18 protein-coding genes and 2 pseudogenes are annotated in these 18,915 nt (G+C 64.2%); 10 read left to right on the plus strand and 10 right to left on the minus strand.

Translation table 11 applies throughout. The annotated features are described in order from the left end of the window. The first annotated feature begins 98 nt into the window (after positions 1-98). From QAZ22_RS04395 to QAZ22_RS04410, 4 genes and pseudogenes are all read left to right on the plus strand, one after another. Positions 99-482 carry a RidA family protein gene (locus tag QAZ22_RS04395; RefSeq protein ID WP_278205774.1) on the plus strand — a complete coding sequence of 128 codons (384 nt, stop codon included), beginning with the start codon at positions 99-101 and terminating at the stop codon, positions 480-482. Positions 483-544: 62 nt separating this feature from the next. After that, positions 545-894 (plus strand): annotated as a pseudogene (locus tag QAZ22_RS04400) (VOC family protein). Between the two features lie 352 nt (positions 895-1,246). Beyond that, positions 1,247-2,350 carry a 3-isopropylmalate dehydrogenase gene (gene leuB / locus QAZ22_RS04405; protein ID WP_278205775.1) on the plus strand — a complete coding sequence of 368 codons (1,104 nt, stop codon included), beginning with the start codon at positions 1,247-1,249 and terminating at the stop codon, positions 2,348-2,350. Positions 2,351-2,355: 5 nt separating this feature from the next. After that, positions 2,356-2,841 carry a GNAT family N-acetyltransferase gene (locus QAZ22_RS04410; protein WP_278205776.1) on the plus strand — a complete coding sequence of 162 codons (486 nt, stop codon included), beginning with the start codon at positions 2,356-2,358 and terminating at the stop codon, positions 2,839-2,841. Here the strand turns inward: QAZ22_RS04410 and QAZ22_RS04415 are convergent. The 3 genes from QAZ22_RS04415 to QAZ22_RS04425 all read right to left on the minus strand — a co-directional run bounded on the left by QAZ22_RS04415 (position 2,831) and on the right by QAZ22_RS04425 (position 6,498). Beyond that, on the minus strand, positions 2,831-3,511 hold the full coding sequence (locus QAZ22_RS04415) for a DUF805 domain-containing protein (protein WP_278205777.1): 681 nt from the start codon (positions 3,509-3,511) through the stop codon (positions 2,831-2,833). The two genes, QAZ22_RS04410 and QAZ22_RS04415, sit on opposite strands and share 11 nt — an antisense overlap. Before the next feature lie 50 nt (positions 3,512-3,561). After that, entirely contained in the window at positions 3,562-4,275 is a 714-nt protein-coding gene (locus QAZ22_RS04420; protein ID WP_278205779.1) for a DUF805 domain-containing protein, read from the minus strand. Between the two features lie 384 nt (positions 4,276-4,659). Beyond that, the gene (locus tag QAZ22_RS04425; RefSeq protein WP_278205780.1) at positions 4,660-6,498 is read right to left on the minus strand and encodes a DEAD/DEAH box helicase; all 1,839 of its coding nucleotides are present in this window, start codon (positions 6,496-6,498) and stop codon (positions 4,660-4,662) included. Positions 6,499-7,098: 600 nt separating this feature from the next. On the opposite strand from QAZ22_RS04425, the gene QAZ22_RS04430 reads away from it, so the two are divergent. Further along, a complete protein-coding gene (locus tag QAZ22_RS04430) occupies positions 7,099-8,133 on the plus strand; it encodes an aspartate-semialdehyde dehydrogenase (RefSeq protein ID WP_278205781.1) in 1,035 nt (344 codons plus the stop codon). 409 nt (positions 8,134-8,542) lie between these two features. Here QAZ22_RS04430 and QAZ22_RS04435 read toward each other — a convergent pair. After that, a pseudogene (locus tag QAZ22_RS04435) lies at positions 8,543-8,949 on the minus strand (ACT domain-containing protein). 144 nt (positions 8,950-9,093) lie between these two features. On the opposite strand from QAZ22_RS04435, the gene QAZ22_RS04440 reads away from it, so the two are divergent. From QAZ22_RS04440 to QAZ22_RS04450, 3 genes are all read left to right on the plus strand, one after another. Next, entirely contained in the window at positions 9,094-9,504 is a 411-nt protein-coding gene (locus tag QAZ22_RS04440; protein ID WP_278205782.1) for a DoxX family protein, read from the plus strand. A gap of 14 nt (positions 9,505-9,518) precedes the next feature. Continuing rightward, positions 9,519-10,046 carry an SRPBCC family protein gene (locus QAZ22_RS04445; RefSeq protein ID WP_278205783.1) on the plus strand — a complete coding sequence of 176 codons (528 nt, stop codon included), beginning with the start codon at positions 9,519-9,521 and terminating at the stop codon, positions 10,044-10,046. A gap of 141 nt (positions 10,047-10,187) precedes the next feature. Beyond that, positions 10,188-10,451, plus strand: coding sequence for a YMGG-like glycine zipper-containing protein (locus QAZ22_RS04450; RefSeq protein WP_278077863.1), 264 nt, complete (start codon positions 10,188-10,190; stop codon positions 10,449-10,451). A 74-nt stretch (positions 10,452-10,525) separates the two neighbouring features. Here the strand turns inward: QAZ22_RS04450 and rpsP are convergent, their stop codons facing one another. The 5 genes from rpsP to QAZ22_RS04475 all read right to left on the minus strand — a co-directional run bounded on the left by rpsP (position 10,526) and on the right by QAZ22_RS04475 (position 15,732). Next, a complete protein-coding gene (gene rpsP / locus QAZ22_RS04455; protein ID WP_278205784.1) occupies positions 10,526-10,927 on the minus strand; it encodes a 30S ribosomal protein S16 in 402 nt (133 codons plus the stop codon). Between the two features lie 107 nt (positions 10,928-11,034). Continuing rightward, positions 11,035-11,361, minus strand: coding sequence for a chorismate mutase (locus QAZ22_RS04460; RefSeq protein WP_278077860.1), 327 nt, complete (start codon positions 11,359-11,361; stop codon positions 11,035-11,037). A gap of 7 nt (positions 11,362-11,368) precedes the next feature. Beyond that, positions 11,369-12,958: a signal recognition particle protein gene (gene ffh / locus QAZ22_RS04465; RefSeq protein ID WP_278205785.1), complete on the minus strand. Its 1,590-nt coding sequence runs from the start codon at positions 12,956-12,958 to the stop codon at positions 11,369-11,371. Positions 12,959-13,831: 873 nt separating this feature from the next. Continuing rightward, positions 13,832-14,773, minus strand: coding sequence for a glycosyltransferase (locus QAZ22_RS04470; protein ID WP_278205786.1), 942 nt, complete (start codon positions 14,771-14,773; stop codon positions 13,832-13,834). Further along, positions 14,773-15,732 carry a CPBP family intramembrane glutamic endopeptidase gene (locus QAZ22_RS04475; protein ID WP_278205787.1) on the minus strand — a complete coding sequence of 320 codons (960 nt, stop codon included), beginning with the start codon at positions 15,730-15,732 and terminating at the stop codon, positions 14,773-14,775. The genes QAZ22_RS04470 and QAZ22_RS04475 overlap by 1 nt, the downstream gene beginning before the upstream one ends. A 184-nt stretch (positions 15,733-15,916) precedes the next feature. On the opposite strand from QAZ22_RS04475, the gene QAZ22_RS04480 reads away from it, so the two are divergent. After that, positions 15,917-16,528 carry a hypothetical protein gene (locus tag QAZ22_RS04480; RefSeq protein ID WP_278205788.1) on the plus strand — a complete coding sequence of 204 codons (612 nt, stop codon included), beginning with the start codon at positions 15,917-15,919 and terminating at the stop codon, positions 16,526-16,528. Positions 16,529-16,939: 411 nt separating this feature from the next. On the opposite strand, the gene QAZ22_RS04485 is transcribed toward QAZ22_RS04480, so the two are convergent. After that, positions 16,940-17,542 (minus strand): DUF1236 domain-containing protein, encoded by a 603-nt coding sequence (locus QAZ22_RS04485; protein WP_278077856.1) that lies wholly within the window; start codon positions 17,540-17,542, stop codon positions 16,940-16,942. A 280-nt stretch (positions 17,543-17,822) separates the two neighbouring features. Between QAZ22_RS04485 and QAZ22_RS04490 the strand changes: the two genes are divergently transcribed. Next, positions 17,823-18,620, plus strand: coding sequence for a lytic transglycosylase domain-containing protein (locus tag QAZ22_RS04490; RefSeq protein ID WP_278205789.1), 798 nt, complete (start codon positions 17,823-17,825; stop codon positions 18,618-18,620). The last annotated feature ends 295 nt before the right edge of the window (positions 18,621-18,915 follow it).

An 18,915-nucleotide genomic window follows, 5' to 3' on the forward strand; every position in this document is an offset into this window, starting at 1 on the left:
TCGCGTTTGCCTTCGTGACAACAGTCCGCCCGGCTTGGCCCACGACCGCTCCGCGCTTCTCCTGCTAAATGCGTGCCAACCAACCTGTGAGGCTCCCCATGCGCAAGCTCATCTCCACCGGCTCCCCTTTCGAGAAGACCGCCGGCTATTCGCGCGCGGTGGTGCAGGGCGACTGGTGTTTCGTGTCCGGAACGACCGGCTATGACTATGCCACCATGACGATGCCTCAGACGGTCGAGGCCCAGACGCGCAATTGCCTCGCCACCATCGCCAAGGCGCTTGCCGACGGCGGCTTCGACATGGCCGATGTGGTGCGGGCGCACTATTATATCACCGACCAAGCCTATGTTGACGTCGTCTTCCCGATCCTCGACGAGACCTTCGGCGACATCCGTCCCGCGGCGACGATGATCGTCTGCCAGCTCAACAAGCCTGAGATGAAGATCGAGATCGAGGTGACGGCGCTCAGGCGCACGGCTTGATGCCGGACGCGCCAAGGCGCGAACTGCCGGGACGACATGGATAAATCAAGGATCGGCGCATGGTGAAGGTCAGGCGCATTGTCGCCAACATCGAAACGCCAGACGTCGCGGCGGCGAAACGCTTCTATCAGGACGTTCTCGGCCTCGACGTGCTGATGGATCAAGGCTGGATCGTAACCTACGGTTCCGGGGAAACGATGCAGGTGCAGATGAGCTTCATGGCCCAAGGCGGCTCTGGCACGCCGGTGCCGGATCTGTCCATCGAGGTCGACGATGTCGACGACGCGCTCGACCGCATGCGCAAGGCGGCCTTTATCATCGAATATGGTCCGGCCGACGAGCCCTGGGCGTGCGGCGGTTCTATGTGCGCGACCCGTTCGGCCGGCTGGTCAATATTCTCTCGCACCGGTAGGCGCACACATTTCCAAGCGGCTGGCGCACGCATTGTCCAACGCAGCGCTGGTCGACCCCCACTCCGTCTCGGCTTCGCCGAGCCACCTCTCCCCCGATCGACGGGGTAGAGGAAAGGCGCCAGGCTTCTTGCCGTCAACGCTCGTCCAGCAAGGCTCCCTTCCTTTCCCTCCGGAGGGGGAAAGGTGGCGCTGCGAAGCAGCGACGGATTGGGGGAACCACGTTGGCAATCAAGCCTCGGCCTGATCAGTCACGCTGACGAGTCTCGCAATGCCCAGTCATCCTCTTGCGCCCAGCCCGCTTGGCGTTTAGCAAGGCCGCGGTTTCTCTAAATACTATTGGGACGGTTCTCCATGGCTTCGAAAAATCTCTTCCTGCTCGCCGGCGACGGCATCGGCCCCGAGGCCATGGCCGAGGTGAAGAAGCTGATTGGCGCCATGAATAAGAAGCTCGGCAGCGGCTTTGCCACCGACGAAGGGCTGGTCGGCGGCTGCGCCTACGACGCGCACGGCGCGGCGATCTCCGACGCCGACATGGAAAAGGCGATGGCCGCGGACGCGGTGCTGTTCGGCGCCGTCGGCGGGCCGAAATGGGACAAGGTGCCTTACGAGGTACGCCCCGAGGCCGGGCTTTTGCGCCTGCGCAAGGACATGGAGCTGTTCGCCAATCTGCGTCCGGCGATCTGCTATCCGGCGCTCGCGGCATCCTCGTCGCTCAAGCAGGAGGTGGTCGAAGGCCTCGACATCCTGATCGTGCGCGAGCTCACCGGCGGCGTCTATTTCGGCGAGCCGAAGCAGATCATCGATCTCGGCAACGGCCAGAAGCGCGGCATCGACACCCAGGTCTACGACACGTTCGAGATCGAGCGCATCTCCGGCGTCGCCTTCGAGCTGGCGCGGACGCGTAAGAACCACGTCACCTCGATGGAAAAGCGCAACGTCATGAAATCGGGCGTGCTGTGGAACGAGGTGGTCACCCAGACCCACAAGGCCAAATACAGCGACGTCAAGCTCGACCACATGCTGGCCGACGCCGGCGGCATGCAGCTGGTGCGCTGGCCGAAGCAGTTCGACGTCATCGTCACCGACAATCTGTTCGGCGACATGCTTTCCGACATCGCCGCCATGCTCACCGGCTCGATCGGCATGCTGCCTTCGGCCTCGCTCGGCGCGCCGGATGCCAAGACCAAGAAGCGCAAGGCGCTCTACGAGCCGGTGCACGGCTCTGCGCCCGACATCGCCGGCAAGGGCATCGCCAATCCGATCGCGATGATCGCATCCTTCGCCATGTGCCTGCGCTATTCCTTCGGCATGGTGGCGGAAGCCGACAAGCTCGAGGCGGCGATCGCCGCCGTGCTCGACGACGGGCTGCGCACCAAGGACATCATGTCCGAAGGCATGACCGAGGTTGGCACGGTCGAGATGGGTGACGCCATCATCGCCAAGTTCCTGGGGTGACTCAAATGGCGGTCGACGTCCACTGGGCGACGACCGAAGACGCCGAGGCGCTCGCCACCGTGCTTTGCGAGATGGCGACGCACTATCGGCAGGCGCCGCTCGATCACGGCCGGGCGGTGGCCTCGGCAAGGCAGTGGCTCGGCGACGAAAGCCCGGCCTATCCGCATTTCGCGCTGGCCTTCGCGGGTGGCGAGGTGGCCGGCCTTGCTTCGGTCGCGATCGCGCATCCCGGCATCGATCTCGGACGGCTGATGTTTTTGAAGGACCTGTTCGTGCGTGAGAGCGCCCGCAATAGGGGCGTCGGCCAGGCGCTGGTCAGCTTTCTTGCGGGCCATTGCCTGGACAAGGGCATCGGCCGCATCGACCTCACCACCGAGGACTGGAACGAGGGTGCGCTGCGCTTCTACGACCGGCTCGGCGCCGAGCGCCACGGGCAAAAGATCTTCCTCAGGCTGTCGGGCGAGGCGCTGAGGACGGCTGCTAAACTGTGACTCCGGCCGGCATCGGTCCCCAACGGTTCTCTCTGAATTGAGAGGGAAGAAGGCCGAAGACGAGAAAGGCCACGGCCCCCAAAGCCGGAATGTAGCAAAGCAAGACAAGCCAGCCGGTCAGACCGATGTCATGCAGACGCCGCACGACGACTGCGATCGACGGCAGGATCGCTACCAGCACGAAAAGCAGGACTGGAATGTAGCCGATCGAGGTTCTCGGACCGTCATCGAAACCGCTGATCGCCAGGTTGAGCAGAATGCCGAAGCCGAACAGCGCGACGAGCACGACGTTGAACCAGAGATAGAACGCCCAAAACTCCTTGCGGCGGGCGCGACCGGTGAAATTGCGGTAGTCGTCGATGAGTGCGCGCAAGAAATAGCCCCACAGTCCCATCGACCTGGCGGAGCGGTTTTCGGCGGTGCGGCCGCGCTGCTGAAGATTGCCGTCCAAGGATGGCGCGGCAGGCCCCGCGGCGATGATATCATGCGCCGTTCCGTCATCCGGGGTGAACTCGACCAGCATGCCTCTGGCAATGTTCATATCCTGGGTCAGGTCGCCACGGCTGAAGATGTAACGCTTGCCGTCAACGCCGTTGATGTAGCCGTAGTGTTTTCCTCGTCGTAGTGAAATACTGAACCGCGCACTGCCTTCCCCCTCGTTGCGGGCCACTATACAAACCTATCTATGGTTGCAGAAAATTGCAATGCGCACGCTTAACGTTAGAATTTCACCCCGGCCGGCACCGGTCCCCACTTGTTGTCGCCTGCCTGGGTGGGGATCAGCGCGAAGACGAGCGTGGCCAGCCCGCCGACATAGGGCACGAAGCAGAGGATCGCGAGCCAGCCGGTCAGGCCGAGATCGTGCAGGCGGCGCACGATAAGCGCGACCCACGGCAGGAACGTCAGCAGCACGTAAAGACCGAAGAGGCCGAGCATGACGATCGGCGCGTCGCCGCCGCCCTCGACATCGCCTCGCGACAGGTCCACGGACAGCCCGACGCCGATGGCGACGACGAGGCCGATCGTCCAGAACAGGCAAAAGCCCCAGAACTCCTTGCGCCGGGCCCGGCCGGAGAAGTTGACGTAATTCGTCGTGAGACCGCGCCAGAAATAGCTCCACATACTGGTGGATTCCGCCGATCCGCTCTCGGCGTTGCGGCCAAAATGCGCAGGCACCGCCGGTGCGCTGCCCGGCAGCTGAACCGCTGCCGCCGTGGCAGGAGCTGTGCTCTCCGCCGGGCCGGTCATGCGGGCACGGACGGAAAAGATGTTGCTCGCCCGGTCGCCGTCCGGCTGGAATTCGACCTCGGCGCCCCTTGCCAGCGCCATGTCGCGGCGCAGGTCCTCGCGCGCGAAGCTGTAGCGCCTGCCGTCGGCACCGGCGATGAAACCGAAGCCCTGCTGCTCGTCATAGTGAAGAACTTCGCCGCGCATTGCCTGTCCCCCAAAGTTGCGCCTTGCTCAGACTGTTTAAAGTCGGCGCGGATCGCAAGAGGGTTGCGATGAAGCGTTCGAACTTCGTCATCCACGGGCGGAGCGGGAGCGAAGCGGACGCGTAGACCCGAGGATCCATGCCGTGACCTCGCGCGAAGGGAAAGGCGGTGCAGAACGAAGGCCTTTCCTGCACCGCTGCAACGCTTGTAGGTAACGGAATGGATCCTATGGTCTGCGCTGCGTCGCTCCGCTCCTTGCTCCGCCATAGGATGACGAATGCGTGGTGGCTCCCGGTCGTGCTTCGGCTAATCTTGAATGTTGCGATTTGCGACCGAAGAAAGATGCAGGCCTTCGCCGGGTCGCCTTCCAGCTCGATCGCGAATCTCAGCCAGGCCGCTTCGCCTTCTTGTGCTTTGCCGGCTTGTCGAACTTCGCCTTGCTGGGCTTCTTCGCCCAGGGCTTTGACTCCGCCGTGCCGACGGGCCGATGCTCGCCCGGCGCGCGCTTCTCGAACTTGGGCGCGTTCTGATCGAAAGCACGCTTGCCGCGATGCGGCTTCTTCTCCGGCTTCGGCGGCTGGTAGCCGGCTCTCGAAAGGTCCGGCGTGCCGTCCAGCCGCTTCACCGCGATGCTGCCCTGCAGTTTGCGGTCGGGGCCGATCGCCGCGAGGAACCGGTCGGCCCAGTCGGCCGCGACCTGCACGAAGGTTTCCTCCGGCTGCATCTTGATGGCGCCGATCTCGCGCTTGGAGATGTTGCCGGTGCGGCACAGCATCGGGATCAGCCAGCGCGGTTCGGCATTCTGCCGGCGTCCCACCGACAGCGAGAACCAGACGCTGTCGCCGAAATCGTCGCGGCGGCCGGGTGCTTCGTCCCTGCGCGCGAACTTTTCTTTCGACGGCGCGAACGGCGCGACGTCGAGCAGGTCCTCGGGCGCCGAGCGGCTGCCGCGGCAGAGCCGCACGAAGGCGGCGGCCACCAGTTCGGCGCCATGCCGCTCGAGAAGCGCCGTGGCGAAGTCACGCTCCTTGTCCTTCACCGGCTCGTCGAAAGCCGGGTCGGCCAGGATGCGTTCGTCGTCGCGCCTCAGCACCTCGTCGGCCGAGGGCGGGCTCGCCCAGGTCGCGGTCAGGCCGGCATTGGCAAGCAGCCGCTCGGTGCGACGGCGGGCGTTGCCCGGCACGATCAGCGCGCTGACACCTTTTCGTCCGGCGCGCCCGGTGCGGCCGCTGCGATGCAGCAGCGTCTCCGGATTGGTCGGCAGGTCGGCGTGGATGACCAGGTCGAGATTGGGCAGGTCGATGCCGCGCGCTGCCACGTCGGTGGCGATGCAGACCCTGGCGCGGCCGTCGCGCATCGCCTGCAGCGCGTGGCTGCGCTCGTTCTGGCTGAGCTCGCCGGAAAGCGCCACGACGGAGAAATTGCGGTTGTTGAAGCGCGCGGTGAGATGGTTGACGGCGGCGCGGGTGTTGCAGAACACCATCGCGTTGGTGGCCTCATAGTAGCGCAGCACGTTGATGATGGCGTTCTCGCGATCGGCCGGCGCGACGGAGAGCGCCCGGTATTCGATGTCGAGATGCTGCTTTTCCGCACTGCCGGCGGAGATGCGAACGGCGTCGCGCTGGTAGCTCTTCGCCAGCGTGGCGATGGAGCGCGGCACGGTGGCGGAAAACATCAGCGTGCGCCGCTCGGCGGGCGCGGCGTCGAGGATGAATTCGAGGTCCTCGCGGAAGCCGAGGTCGAGCATCTCGTCGGCCTCGTCCAGCACCACGGCCTTCAGCGCCGACATGTCGAGCGCGCCGCGACTGATATGGTCGCGCAGCCGGCCGGGCGTGCCGACGACGATGTGGGCGCCACGCTCCAGCGCGCGCCGCTCGCCGCGCATGTCCATGCCGCCGACGCACGACGCTACGGTCGCGCCGGTCAGCGCGTAGAGCCATTCCAGCTCGCGCCGCACCTGCAGCGCCAATTCCCGGGTCGGCGCCACGACCAGCCCCAGCGGCGCGCCGGCGGCGGCGAAGCGTTCTGCGCCGCCGAGCAGGCTCGGCGCCAGGGCAAGGCCGAAGGCAACCGTCTTGCCGGAGCCGGTCTGGGCCGAAACCAGCGCGTCGGCCGCGCCCAGCCCTGGCGCCAGCACCGCCTTCTGGACGGCGGTCAGCTCGACATAGCCGCGATTTTGCAGCGCCTCCGCCAGCGCAGGCACGATCGTTTCGAAACTGGACATCTTGTTCTTTCGGAATTCGGGGTTCTGCGCTCGTCGTGGAGCACAAGGCCGGCACTACGCCAGCCGAACGAATTTGGGCGTTCGTACTTCCTGCAGCCGCCGTTGTACAGAGCAAGCGGCGCCGCTTCTCCCTTCTCCCCTTGTGGGAGAAGGTGGCCGCGAAGCGGCCGGATGAGGGGTGTTCCAGGGAAAGCCGGCGTCTCACTTCGCTGGAACACCCCTCATCCGTCTCGGCGCTGCGCGCCGATCCACCTTCTCCCACAAGGGGAGAAGGAGAGGCGCTACGCCGATTGACTCTTTTACCAAAGCGCGTAAAAGCCGGCACCGAACGGGATCGTCTTCGATGCGCGGCCTTTTGATGGCTCTTCTTGCATTCGATACCCCCAGCCACGATGCGCGGCATCGGGCCGGGCGCTTCGGCGCGTCCCTCCGTTCCAGCAAGATTCTGGGTTCCAGCAAAACTACGGCCAAAACCACCACCAAAACGGTGTGATTCCCTTGGCCTAACCACCCTCTCCCGGGTTCGGCCCGGGGGACGGAACCCGCATGAGGCCGGCGGGTTTTCTCCAACAACCAAGCGGAGAGGGACAGGAGATATCGATGAGTTTCAAGGTTGCGGTAGTCGGCGCCACGGGCAATGTGGGCCGCGAAATGCTCAACATTCTGGACGAGCGCGGCTTCCCGGCGAGCGAAGTGGTGGCGCTGGCCTCGCGGCGCAGCCAGGGCACCGAAGTATCCTTCGGCGACCGCACGCTGAAGGTCAAGGCGCTCGACACTTATGACTTTTCCGACACCGACATCTGCGTCATGTCGGCCGGCGGCAACGTCTCCAAGGAGTGGTCGCCCAAGATCGGCAAGCAGGGCTGCGTCGTCATCGACAATTCTTCGGCCTTCCGCTACGACCCGGACGTGCCGCTGATCGTGCCTGAAGTGAACCCGGACGCGGTCGAGCTGTTCTCGCGCAAGAACATCATCGCCAACCCGAACTGCTCGACGGCGCAACTGGTCGTCGCGCTGAAGCCGCTGCATGACGTCGCCACCATCAAGCGCGTCGTCGTCGCCACCTACCAGTCGGTTTCCGGCGCCGGCAAGGAAGGCATGGACGAGCTGTTCACACAGACCCGCGCTGTCTTCGTCGCCGACCAGGTCGACATCAAGAAATTCACCAAGCGCATCGCCTTCAACGTCATCCCGCATATCGACGTCTTCCTCGACGACGGCTTCACCAAGGAAGAGTGGAAGATGGTCGCCGAGACCAAGAAGATGCTCGACCCCAAGATCAAGCTGACGGCGACCTGCGTGCGCGTGCCGGTGTTCATCGGCCACTCGGAAGCGGTCAACATCGAGTTCGAGAAGCCGATCACCGCCGACGAAGCGCGCGAGATCCTGCGCGAGGCGCCGGGCTGCCAGGTGTTGGACAAGCGCGAGAACGGCGGCTACATCACGCCGCTCGAATCGGCCGGCGAGGACGCTACCTTCATCTCGCGCATCCGCGAGGATTCGACCGTCGACAACGGCCTGTCGATGTGGGTCGTCTCCGACAATCTGCGCAAGGGCGCGGCCCTGAACGCCGTGCAGATCGCCGAGCTCCTGGTCGAGCGCGGCCTGATCCAGCCGAAGAAGAAGGCGGCCTGACGGTAGTTTTGTTATCGCTCACGGGCCATACCGCCGCTGCCGCGGCGGGCCCTCCGCGGGGGCGCCGGACGACCGGCGGCCCGCAGTCGCGGGCTCGGCCTTCGGCCGTTGGGTTTTCGCTCACGGGCCGCACCGCCGCTTCGCGGCTGGCCCTCCGCGGGGCGCCGGACGACCGGCGGCCCGCAGTCGCGGGCTTCGGCCTTCGGCCGTTGGGTTATCGCTCACGGGCCGCACCGCCGCTTCGCGGCTGGCCCTCCGCGAGGGCGCCGGACGACCGGCGGCCCGCAGTCGCGGGCTTGTAGCACCTCCACCTTCTCCCACAAGGGGAGAAGGGAAGGCGACCTGCTTTAAACCTTTGATTTCAAGATTGTCTTTGTCCCGAAACCGGTCCCGCTTTCGGGATACATGCTTAGCCGCCACTTTCCGCAGCCAGCTTTGCCAGTATCGCCAGCGCCTCCTGCGCCCGCTCCGCCGGCACGAACAGATGGTCGTGATAGAAGGCCGAGACCGGATTTCGCCCATGCCGGCCGCGGCAAGACGGGCCGTGATGGCAGCAAGGAAGCCGACAGCCTCCAGCGAGGAATGGATATTCAGCGTGATCATCCGGCAGCGGAACGTGCCGGCGAGGCCGGCTGATTTCGCCGCGTCCTCCGTCACGATCAAGGTCAGGCCTTCCCGCTCGCGAAAGCTCATCACCGGATCGAGTCCGTCCGGCATAGCTACGCCCGGCGCCAGCGTCGCGAAGACATGGACGTCGGGCAGCAGTTGCGGCGTCATCGACGCCAACAGTCTTTGCAGGTCGGTCTCGCCGATCATGGTGTCTCCTTCCCGTCCATACCTCCATTGAACCACGCGTTTGGGAAAAGTGCATCGACCCTTGTAGGATAGCCCCGCTCTCCCCCGTCCTTGGCTCGAAGCTGGCAAACGGCCAGGGGCTCGAACCAACCGGAGGGAACGCCAATGAGCATTTCAGCAGCCGCGCCCGTCTCGAACGGCGCCTTGTGGACCGGGCGCGTGCTCAGCGCCATCGTGGTCCTGTTCATGATCTTCGACGGCGTCATCAAGCTGCCGCCGTTCTCAGTCGTCACCGAGACGATGGGGCAGCTCGGCTGGCCGGCCGATCCAAACATTGCGCGGCTGCTCGGCATCATCGGGCTGGTCTCGACGGCGCTTTATGCCTTGCCGCGCACGTCCGTGCTCGGCGCCATCCTGCTCACCGCCTATATGGGCGGCGCCATTTCCACGCATGTGCGCATCGGCAATCCGCTGTTCTCGCATACGCTGTTCGGCGTCTATCTCGGTGTTATGCTGTGGGGCGGGCTCTATCTGCGCGATGCAAGAGTGCGCGCGCTGATCCCGTTCAGCCGGTAAGTGAGAGGGAAACGATGCTTGCCACCATCCTCGTCATCCTGGTCGTGATCGTCGCCGCTGTGCTCGTCCTTGCCGCGACGCGGCCGAACGATTTTGTCGTCAGCCGCTCCGCCGTCATCAAGGCGCCTGCGGAGGCGATCTTCCCGCTGATCAACGACTTCAAGCACTGGCCAGCCTGGTCGCCCTTCGAAAAGCTCGATCCGAACATGCAGCGCACGCTTTCCGGCGCCGACAGCGGCAACGGCGCGGTGTATGCCTGGGAAGGTAACAGCAAGGCCGGCAAGGGACGCATGGAGATCACCAACTCGGTGCCGTCGTCGCTGGTCTCGCTGAAGCTCGACTTCGAAAAGCCGTTCCGGGCCAACAACACGGTCGACTTCACTTTGTCGCCGTCGGGCGACGGCACCAACGTCACCTGGTCGATGCGCGGCGCCCGTCCCTTCATCGCCAAGCTGATGGGCCTGTTCATGAATTTCGATGCGCTGATCGGCAAGGACTTCGAGGCCGGACTCGACAATCTGAAGCGCGCCACCGAACGGTAAAAAGTCAGCAGGTTCAACAATATAGCTGACAGCCGGCGCAGGTTGCGCCGGCAATCCTCATTGCCCTCGGGATCAAATTAGCCGTCTGCGAGTTAAAGACATGGCGGCGAGGACGGCGATCCGCGTGAGAGAGGAACCGCAATGAAGAAAGCGATGGTCATTCTGGTGTTGGCGACGGCGCTGGGCGCTTGCTCGCAAACGGAAAAGGGTGCTGCGATCGGCGGGTTGGGCGGTGCGGCTGTAGGCGCTGCCGTGGCCAACAACCCGACCCAAGGGGCCATTGTCGGAGGCGCCGTCGGCGCGGTCGCCGGCGCATTGATCGGCCATGCCAGCGAAAGCGGCCAGTGTCGCTACCGCGACCGGTACGGACGCGTCTATATCGCGCGTTGCCCGTCAGGTTACTGACGAATCACGGCCGAATCCAAAGACGGAACGGCGGGCCTTCACCCGCCGTTCGTTTAAGTGAGATAAGCCGCGAATTACTCGGCGGTGGCGGCTTCCGCCTCGGCGGGTGCCGCGGATGCGGCGGCAACGGCGGCGGCGGCGTCTTCCTGGGCCTTCTTCAGCAGGGCGGCGCGTTCCTGCGCCTTCTTGCCGGGCAGGGCCTTGGTCGGGTTCGAGCGGGCCGGACGCTTGGCGATGCCGGCTTCGTCGAGGAAGCGCAGCACGCGGTCGGTCGGCTGGGCGCCGTGCGACAGCCAGTGCTTGACGCGATCGGCGTCGACCTTGACGCGTTCGCCGTCCTTCGGCAGCAGCGGGTTCCACGAGCCGAGCGCCTCGATGAAACGGCCGTCGCGCGGCGAACGGGCGTCGGCGACGACGACGTGGTAGTAGGGACGCTTCTTCGAGCCCGCGCGGGCCAGTCTGATCTTCAGTGCCATTCTTTATCTCCTAAAAGCTCTGATTTCGTTGATCGGGTTTGTGGCTTTTGTCTTGTGCAAGTCGTTGTCCCAAAACCGCTGCGCACTTTCGGGCGACATGCACTTGATTAGCCGGCTTTCGTCACGCCGTTGTTCGCGGCGATCTGTTCGTGGTGGCGGATCACTTCGCGGATGACGAAGTTCAAGAACTTCTCCGCGAAATCCGGGTCGAGATGCGCATCCTTCGCCAGTTGGCGAAGGCGGGCGATCTGCTGCTGCTCGCGCGCCGGATCGGCGGGCGGCAGGCCATGCTCGGCTTTCAGCACGCCGACCGCCTTGGTGCAGCGGAAGCGCTCGGCCAGCATATGGATGAGGGCGGCGTCGATGTTGTCGATCGAAGCGCGGTAGCCCGCCAGAACGGCGCGTGCGTCGGCCATGTCCTTCTCCTCGTTCATCGCCCCCTCACTTCTTTTTCCCAAGACCGGGCAGCCTGCCGCCGCCGAGGCCGGGAAGACCCGGCAGCTTCATGCCGCCGGGCAGGCCCGGCAGGCCACTGCCGCCAAGTCCGCCGGGCAGCCCGCCCGGCAGGCCCTTGCCGAGACCGGCTGCCTGGGCCTGTTTCTGCAGGGCTTCGAGCTGCTTCGGATCCATCTTGGAAAGATCCGGCATGCCACCGCCAGGCATCATGCCGCCGAGGCCCATCTTCGAGGCGAGGCCGCCCATCATGCCGCGCATCATGCCGCCGCCTTTGCCCTTGCCGCCCATCGCCTTCATCATGTCGGCCATGCCGCGGTGCATCTTGAGCAACTTGTTGATCTCGGCCGCGTCGGTGCCGGAGCCGGCGGCGATGCGCTTCTTGCGCGAGTGCTTCAGGATATCGGGGTTCGCCCGCTCGGCCTTGGTCATCGAGGAGATGATGGCGAGCTGGCGGCGGAACATCTTGTCGTCGAAGCCGGCCGCGGCAAGCTGGTCCTTCATCTTGCCCATGCCGGGCATCATGCCCATGATGCCGCCCATGCCGCCCATTTTCGACATCTGCTGAAGCTGCTGGGCGAGATCGTTCAGGTCGAACTTGCCCGACTGCATCTTCTTGGCCATCGCCGCCGCCTGCTCGGCGTCGATGGTCTCGGCGGCCTTCTCGACGAGCGAGACGATGTCGCCCATGCCGAGGATACGGTCGGCGATGCGCTTGGGGTGGAATTCCTCCAGCCCGTCCATTTTTTCGCCGGTACCGATCAGCTTGATCGGCTTGCCGGTGACGGCGCGCATCGAAAGCGCGGCGCCGCCGCGGCCGTCGCCGTCCATGCGGGTGAGCACCAGGCCGGTGATGCCGACGCGCTCGTCGAAGCTTTTCGCCAGGTTCACAGCGTCCTGGCCGGTCAGCGAGTCGGCGACCAGCAGGATCTCGTGCGGCGACGACACCTTCTTGATGTCGGCCATCTCGACCATCAGCGGCTCGTCGATATGGGTGCGGCCGGCGGTGTCGAGGATGACGACGTCATGGCCGCCGAGCTTCGCCGCCTGAACGGCGCGCCTGGCGATGTCGACCGGGCTCTGGCCGGCGATGATCGGCAAGGTCGCCACCTTGGTCTGCTCGCCGAGCTGGCGCAACTGCTCCTGCGCGGCGGGGCGCCGCGTGTCGAGCGAGGCCATCAGGACCTTCTTGTTCTGACGCTCGGTCAGCCGCTTGGCGATCTTGGCCGAAGTGGTCGTCTTGCCGGAGCCCTGCAGGCCGACCATCATGACGACGACGGGCGCCGGCGCGTTGAGGTCGATGGCGACGCCCTCGGCGCCGAGCATCTCGACCAGCTCGTCATGGACGATCTTGACGACCATCTGCCCGGGCTTGATCGACTTCAGCACCGCGGCGCCGACCGCCTTCTCGCGCACCTTGTCGGTGAAGGAACGCACCACCTCCAGCGCGACGTCGGCCTCGAGCAGCGCGCGGCGCACCTCGCGCAGCGCCGCCGAGACATCCGCCTCTGACAGCGCGCCGCGGCCGGTCAGGCCGTTCAGGATGGAGCCAAGGCGCTCTTGCAGAGACTCAAACATTGATCAAACCGCCCTCTATGAGCGCCTTGGATTCATGTTGATCCCTGTCGGGCCGTTGGCCCTCCACGCCTCTTGTGCGTTCCTGCAGTGATTCAAACATTCTTCTTCCTTTTCTCTGGCACCCGTGGATGCCCGAGAGGTAGTGCGTTCGCGTCGGGTCGCCAAGCAAAAGCGCAAAGCCAAAAAACACCCGGGGGCGCATTGCGCTGCCGGGTGTTGGCCTCCAGGATCGGTTTACAGCTCCTGCCTCGAAGAGGCGTCGGCGTCCTGGTCGGCTTTCGCGAAGGTGTACTCGTCGCGGAATTCGTGCGCGTCTAGACAGGAAATCGGCGGCAGAGTCAAGCTTGGGCCGAGCGCGCTCCTCCTTCTCCCCTTGTTGTCTACGGCATGCACACATTTCCAAGCGGCTGGTCTTTGGCGATAGCGTGCATGGCAGCTTGACGCATGCATTGTCTAAGTAGCGCTGGTCGACCCCCACTCCGTCTCGGCTTCGCCGAGCCACCTCTCCCCCGATCGACGGGGTAGAGGAAAGGCGCCAGGCGTTTTGCCGTCAACGCTCGTCCAGCAAGGCTCCCTTCCTTTCCCTCCGGAGGGGGGAAAGGTGGCGCTGCGAAGCAGCGACGGATTGGGGGAACCACGTGGCAATCAAGCCTCGGCCCGATCATTCACGCCTGTCACATAGGATGTGTGCATCCCCGAGCCCTTGTTGTGGGAGAAGCTCGGTCGGACGAGGGGTGCTGGACGGATCGCTGCCTCAAAGACGTAAGCACCTAAAATGGTTGCCTATTTAAGCGCCGCGTTTCTTCCAGCACCCTCATCCGTCTCGGCGCTGCGCGCCGAGCCGCCTTCTTCCATAAAGGGGAGAAGGAAGGGTCACCGCAAGCTTTCGCCGTCCAGGATGCGCCTGTAGAGGTCTAGATATCCTTGTGCCGTCCGGGCGATGGGAAACCGGTCGGCGGCGGATTCCCGGCACCGCTTTGGCGAAAGCGCGGCGATGTCGGCGAAGGCTTCAGCGAACTCGGCATCGGTATCGAACAGGCGTCCGGTCGCATCGTCGACGATTTCAGGCAGCGCGCCGCGCGGCGTCGTCAACACCGGCGTGCCGCAAAGCATCGCCTCGACCGGCGCCATGCCGAACGGCTCTTCCCAGGCGATCGGGTTGAGGAAGGCCTTGGCCTCTCCCAGCAGGCGCAGCTTTTCGTCGCCGTCGACAGTGCCGTGGTAGCGAAAGCGAGGCCCCAGGCTCTTGAAGAAGACGCCTTGGCGCCGGACCTTCGAGCGCAGCAAAAGCTGCCAGCGCGAGCCGCCGGCAATGTCGAGCCGGAAATCGAAGGTCTTGGCGAGATCGACCGCCCGGTTGAGATTCTTGCCGACGCGGGCAATGCCGGCCAGGAAAAGCAGCCGGTCCGTCTTGGCAGCGGACAAGCGATAGGCGTCGACCGGAAATCCGTTATAGACGAAAGCTTCCCGCCCGTGATTGCGCGCGTGGCTGGCGCTGACGAAGCTCCAGTTCTGGTCCCGGCGCGGGAAGTCCGGGGCAAAGCCGTGCATTGTGTAGAGCGCCGGGCGCGGAGTCTCGATATACCAGCCGTTGAAATGCACGATGTCGGCGTCGGCCGGGATCGCGGCGCGGCATTCGGCTGCCGAGGACACCTGCCGCACCTCGCAAAGCGGATGGCTCGAGCCGCGACCGGCGATGAGGACGACCTTGTGGCCGAGGCGGGAAAACTCCTTAGCCAGCCAGTCGACCTGCCGCTCGGTGCCGCCATAGCCTTTGCAGGGAATGGCGCGTTCCGCCACCAGCGTGATGCGCATCAGAAGAGCCCGCCGGATCGCGGATCGGCCGGCCCGACCTTCAGGGGCGAGCGGCGATGCAAAAGCAGAAGCATCGTCAGCAGCGTGCTCGCGATGCCGATCGCGGCGATGAGAGCGGCGTCCCAATTCGTCCAGCCGGGGCCTTCGAGCGGCTTGGCGTTGAACAGAGCGAAGGAATTGTAACTCTGCTGGTGCGAGATCAGCAGGAAGCCGGTCAGGTTGTTGCCGAGATGGGCGCCGAACGCGGCGCCCAGATTGCCGGTCACATAGACCAGCAGCGTCAGCAGCAGCGCGAAGGCGGTGATCGAGACCAGCACGCAGGCATTGATGGCCAGCGTCGAGGCCGGGCTCCAATGCAGCGCGGTGAACAGAAGCCCCGGCAGCACGGCCCAGATCAGCGGGCTGCCAAACCGGCTGGCGAGGCCGCGCAGCAGGTAGCCGCGGAACAGAGCCTCTTCCGAGGAGGTCTGCAGAAAGGCGAGCGGCACGATCGCCACGAGGGAGAGCAGCCAGGACGAGAACGCCATCGATCCGCGGGCGATTTCCGGCTGCAGAAAATAGAGCAGGACCTCGGAGAACAACGAGGTGATCAGAACCGCGACCAGGCCCTTGAGAAAACCGCCGCGCGAGATGCGGCGATCGGCGCCGATCAGCGCCGACAGCGGCTCGCCATGCACGAAGCGCATCGCCGCCCAAAGACCGATCCAGATGCCGGCAAACGACGCCAGCGCGGTGAGGATGCCGACAGGCGAGGCCAGGAAATCCTGGACCGGCTGTCCGGTCGCCGGGCCGGGAAGACGCAAGACGATGAAGGCGTAGGTGCCGGCGACGAGCACGACAAGTGTCGCGGCGAGCCAGAAGACAACGACGATCCCCGTTCCCATGAGGAGCCGGAGCAAGGTGGTTTTCCGGTTGGGCGAGCGCCGGTAGCGCTCGAAGGCGGTACTGTCGATGATCACGCGGGTCCCCCTGCCGGACGCTTTCGGGTCGCATGATCTAGGAGATCGGCGGTTTTGGCGCAATCGCTATGGGCGGCAATCACCCAGTTTGCGGTGTAAGACAACGCGACTACCGTATTCCATATTCGATTCGACTGGTCATTATCGTGATCCGGGACATAGAGAACCGAAAGGACGTGTACCGATGGAAGGCCAACAGGCGAAGCCCGTTGACGCCCGAAATGAGCCGACTAAGGCGATCATTGCCGACAAGGACTTGGGACGGTATTGGCAACAACATGATTCGCTGTTGGCCTTTCATAAGCTGTTCAACGAGCGGGAAACGGTAGACGAGCGCGCTGTCGCAATAGTAGGTGCGACGTTTCTCGATAACATCTTAGAACATATGCTCGTCAATTTTATGGTGGAGGACGATGAGAAAGAAGCGAAGAGGCTGGTTGGTGTCGATTGTCCGTTGGGCACTTTTTCAAGCCGCGTAACGGCATGTTACTGTCTCGGACTAATCTGCAAGACGGTGCGAGACGATCTCCGCGCCGTCGGTAAAATTCGCAACAAGTTTGCACACCAACTTGAAGCAGCGTTTGACATAGAGCCAATTCGCAGTTGGTGCCTTTCGCTCAGATGGCACGAATTTTCTATGATGATGAAAGCTCCCGCTGACGCCACGCCGAGAGATGTTTTTAAGGTGGGCGTCAACCAACTAATCACTCACCTATACGGCATCTTGAGCGTAGCCCGCTTGGAGCGCCGTAGGATGCGTGACGAAGACAATGGCGGGCCAACATTGCTGAGATAATCCGCGTCAATCCATAATCACGAGATTATTGGAGTTGTGCGGCGGAACCGTATCGCGCAAGCTCTACAGTTTATGGACTAACCAGAAACACGTAATCGTCATCCTATGGCGAAGCAAGGAGCGAAGCGACGCGGCGCAGACCATAGGATCCATGCCGTTACGTCAGAGCGATGCCAGCGGTGCAGATTCTGCTCCGCTGCTTTCTTAGGCCGGGGTCACGGAATGGATCCTCGGGTCTACGCGTCCGCTTCGCTTCCGCTCCGCCCGTGGATGACGAAGTCCAGACGCTTCGGCCAATCCCAAATGTATGCGGCGCCGCATTGAACGGATGCAAGCCGGCTGAGCCACCAACGAGCAAGCAAAACGGCCGCCATCGCTGGCGGCCGCTCTTCTCATGGCAATCAAGCCTGGTCAGCGCATCACATAGACGATGCGCCGCGTGCCGGGATCCACCAGCGCCGGCTGGTTGTTCACATAGACATAACGATAGTTGTAGTCCGGGATCTCGCGCAATTCGACCGTGTCGGGCAGGACCGCGCCGGTCACCACTTCGCCCTCGAGATAGACCGGGTCGACCCGATGCGTGGTGACGTAGGTGCCTACTTCGGCCGGCGGCCTGGCGATCGGATCAACCGGATCGCTCGCAACGATGGCGCCGGTGTAGTCGTCCTGCGAATAGACATCGTCAGCCGGCGGCGACACGACGGCGATGTCGGCATCGGCCGGCCGGCGCGTGAGCACCACGCGGCTGCCGCCGAAGTCGCCCGTCACATAGTCGGAATAGACCCAGCCGTTGCCGCCGGCCTCGGCGATGGTGCACCATTTGCTGTTTGCGATGCAGCCCCTGAGCGTAGCCGACTGGCCGGCCGCCAGCACGCCGATCACAGGATATTGCGGGCCTGGGCCGGCGCGGACGTTCAGATCCGTCAACGCCGAGACCGGCGTGTCGGCAAGGGCCGCACCCGACATGGCGAGCAGCGCACCGGCAAGCGCCGGAAACAATACGCTTTTCATGGCTTTTCTCCGTTTTCAACGCTCCCTCGGGCTCGAAAACGAAACCAGGCCTTATGCGTTCCGGCTAAAGCGCTTGCCGCCCGCTCACGAATTGTTCCATGTCCTGCAGCATCTTGGGCGCGGATAAGCCAATCTCGCCATAATAAATGCTTGATCGTGGGCAAATTCCCCGGCATTCGCCAGCGTCGAGCGCCGCGCAGCCCCGCGTGGGCGGTGACAATCGGGCGTTTCGCTGGCAGATTTGCAACCGGGACGTGATTCAGGCAACCAGGAGAACGACATGGCATTTTTTGCCAAGGGAAGGATTTTCATGGCCGCTGTTGTGGCGGCACTTGGGCTGGCGACGGGCGCGCAGGCGGCGGCCAGCTGCGGCAAGAATGGCGCCGGCTTCGATGCCTGGAAGCAGCAGTTTGCGGCGGAAGCACAGGCCGAGGGCGTGGGGCAGAGGGGTCTGTCCGCGCTGGCCGGCGCCACTTACGCAACAAGGACGATCGCCGCCGATCGCGCCATCCACAAGGCTTTCAGCGGCTCGGTGGAGGCGTTCATGAAGCGCCGAGGCGGGGCTGCGATCATTTCCAGGGGCCGTGCGCTGAAGAAGCAGAACGCGGCGATGTTCGACAGGATCGAACAGACCTACGGCGTGCCGCCGGGCGTGCTGCTCGCCATCTGGGGCATGGAGACCGGCTTCGGTGCGTCCATGGGCAACCAGAACACGGTCTCGGCCATTCTGACGCTGGCCTATGATTGCCGCCGCCCGGACTATTTTACCCCGCACGCCATCGCGGCGCTGAAGCTGGTCGATCGCGGCGCGCTGAGCGCCTCGTCGGTGGGCGCCATGCATGGCGAGATCGGCCACACCCAGTTCCTGCCCGGAAACGTCTTGAAGTACGGCGTCGGCAGCGGAAATCTGCGCGACCGGAACACCGCGCTCGCCTCCACCGCCAACTTCCTCAAGGGTCATGGCTGGCAGGCCGGCGCGAGCTATGAGGCGAACATGGGCGCGATCGCCGGCTGGAACTCGGCGAGCGTCTATCAGCAGGCCATCGCCCGCATCGCCGAGGCGATCGACGCCGACTGACCGAATATGCCCATTCCAACGAAAAGCCCGGCCACGCGCCGGGCTTTTCCTTGTTGGGCTTGAGATCGGCGAAAGCCGGGAAGCAGGAATCTCCCTCTCGGGTGCCCCGGCGGAGATGTCGCCAGAAGCGACGGAGAGGATCCTTGCGCGTGAAGGCTGCAACGTATCCTTCGTCATTCTAGGGCGAAGCAAGGAGCGAAGCGACGCGCGCAGACCCTAGAATCCATTCCGTTACCTCAGCCAAGAAATGCAACGGTCGAGAATAGCCGCCGATGACTGCGCCAACTAAGATCGC

It is taken from the genome of Mesorhizobium sp. WSM4906 (assembly GCF_029674625.1).
Taxonomy (GTDB): domain Bacteria; phylum Pseudomonadota; class Alphaproteobacteria; order Rhizobiales; family Rhizobiaceae; genus Mesorhizobium.

Excerpts from the sequence above, each read along its gene's own strand:
- QAZ22_RS04470 (WP_278205786.1), bottom strand. The coding sequence starts at position 14,773 with ATGCGCATCACGCTGGTGGCGGAACGCGCCATTCCCTGCAAAGGCTAT.
- QAZ22_RS04490 (WP_278205789.1), top strand. The coding sequence starts at position 17,823 with ATGGCATTTTTTGCCAAGGGAAGGATTTTCATGGCCGCTGTTGTGGCG.
- QAZ22_RS04420 (WP_278205779.1), bottom strand. The coding sequence starts at position 4,275 with ATGCGCGGCGAAGTTCTTCACTATGACGAGCAGCAGGGCTTCGGTTTC.
- rpsP (WP_278205784.1), bottom strand. The coding sequence starts at position 10,927 with ATGGCACTGAAGATCAGACTGGCCCGCGCGGGCTCGAAGAAGCGTCCC.
- QAZ22_RS04440 (WP_278205782.1), top strand. The coding sequence starts at position 9,094 with ATGAGCATTTCAGCAGCCGCGCCCGTCTCGAACGGCGCCTTGTGGACC.
- QAZ22_RS04485 (WP_278077856.1), bottom strand. The coding sequence starts at position 17,542 with ATGAAAAGCGTATTGTTTCCGGCGCTTGCCGGTGCGCTGCTCGCCATG.
- QAZ22_RS04430 (WP_278205781.1), top strand. The coding sequence starts at position 7,099 with ATGAGTTTCAAGGTTGCGGTAGTCGGCGCCACGGGCAATGTGGGCCGC.
- QAZ22_RS04460 (WP_278077860.1), bottom strand. The coding sequence starts at position 11,361 with ATGAACGAGGAGAAGGACATGGCCGACGCACGCGCCGTTCTGGCGGGC.
- ffh (WP_278205785.1), bottom strand. The coding sequence starts at position 12,958 with ATGTTTGAGTCTCTGCAAGAGCGCCTTGGCTCCATCCTGAACGGCCTG.
- QAZ22_RS04410 (WP_278205776.1), top strand. The coding sequence starts at position 2,356 with ATGGCGGTCGACGTCCACTGGGCGACGACCGAAGACGCCGAGGCGCTC.
- QAZ22_RS04480 (WP_278205788.1), top strand. The coding sequence starts at position 15,917 with ATGGAAGGCCAACAGGCGAAGCCCGTTGACGCCCGAAATGAGCCGACT.
- QAZ22_RS04395 (WP_278205774.1), top strand. The coding sequence starts at position 99 with ATGCGCAAGCTCATCTCCACCGGCTCCCCTTTCGAGAAGACCGCCGGC.
- QAZ22_RS04425 (WP_278205780.1), bottom strand. The coding sequence starts at position 6,498 with ATGTCCAGTTTCGAAACGATCGTGCCTGCGCTGGCGGAGGCGCTGCAA.
- QAZ22_RS04450 (WP_278077863.1), top strand. The coding sequence starts at position 10,188 with ATGAAGAAAGCGATGGTCATTCTGGTGTTGGCGACGGCGCTGGGCGCT.
- leuB (WP_278205775.1), top strand. The coding sequence starts at position 1,247 with ATGGCTTCGAAAAATCTCTTCCTGCTCGCCGGCGACGGCATCGGCCCC.
- QAZ22_RS04445 (WP_278205783.1), top strand. The coding sequence starts at position 9,519 with ATGCTTGCCACCATCCTCGTCATCCTGGTCGTGATCGTCGCCGCTGTG.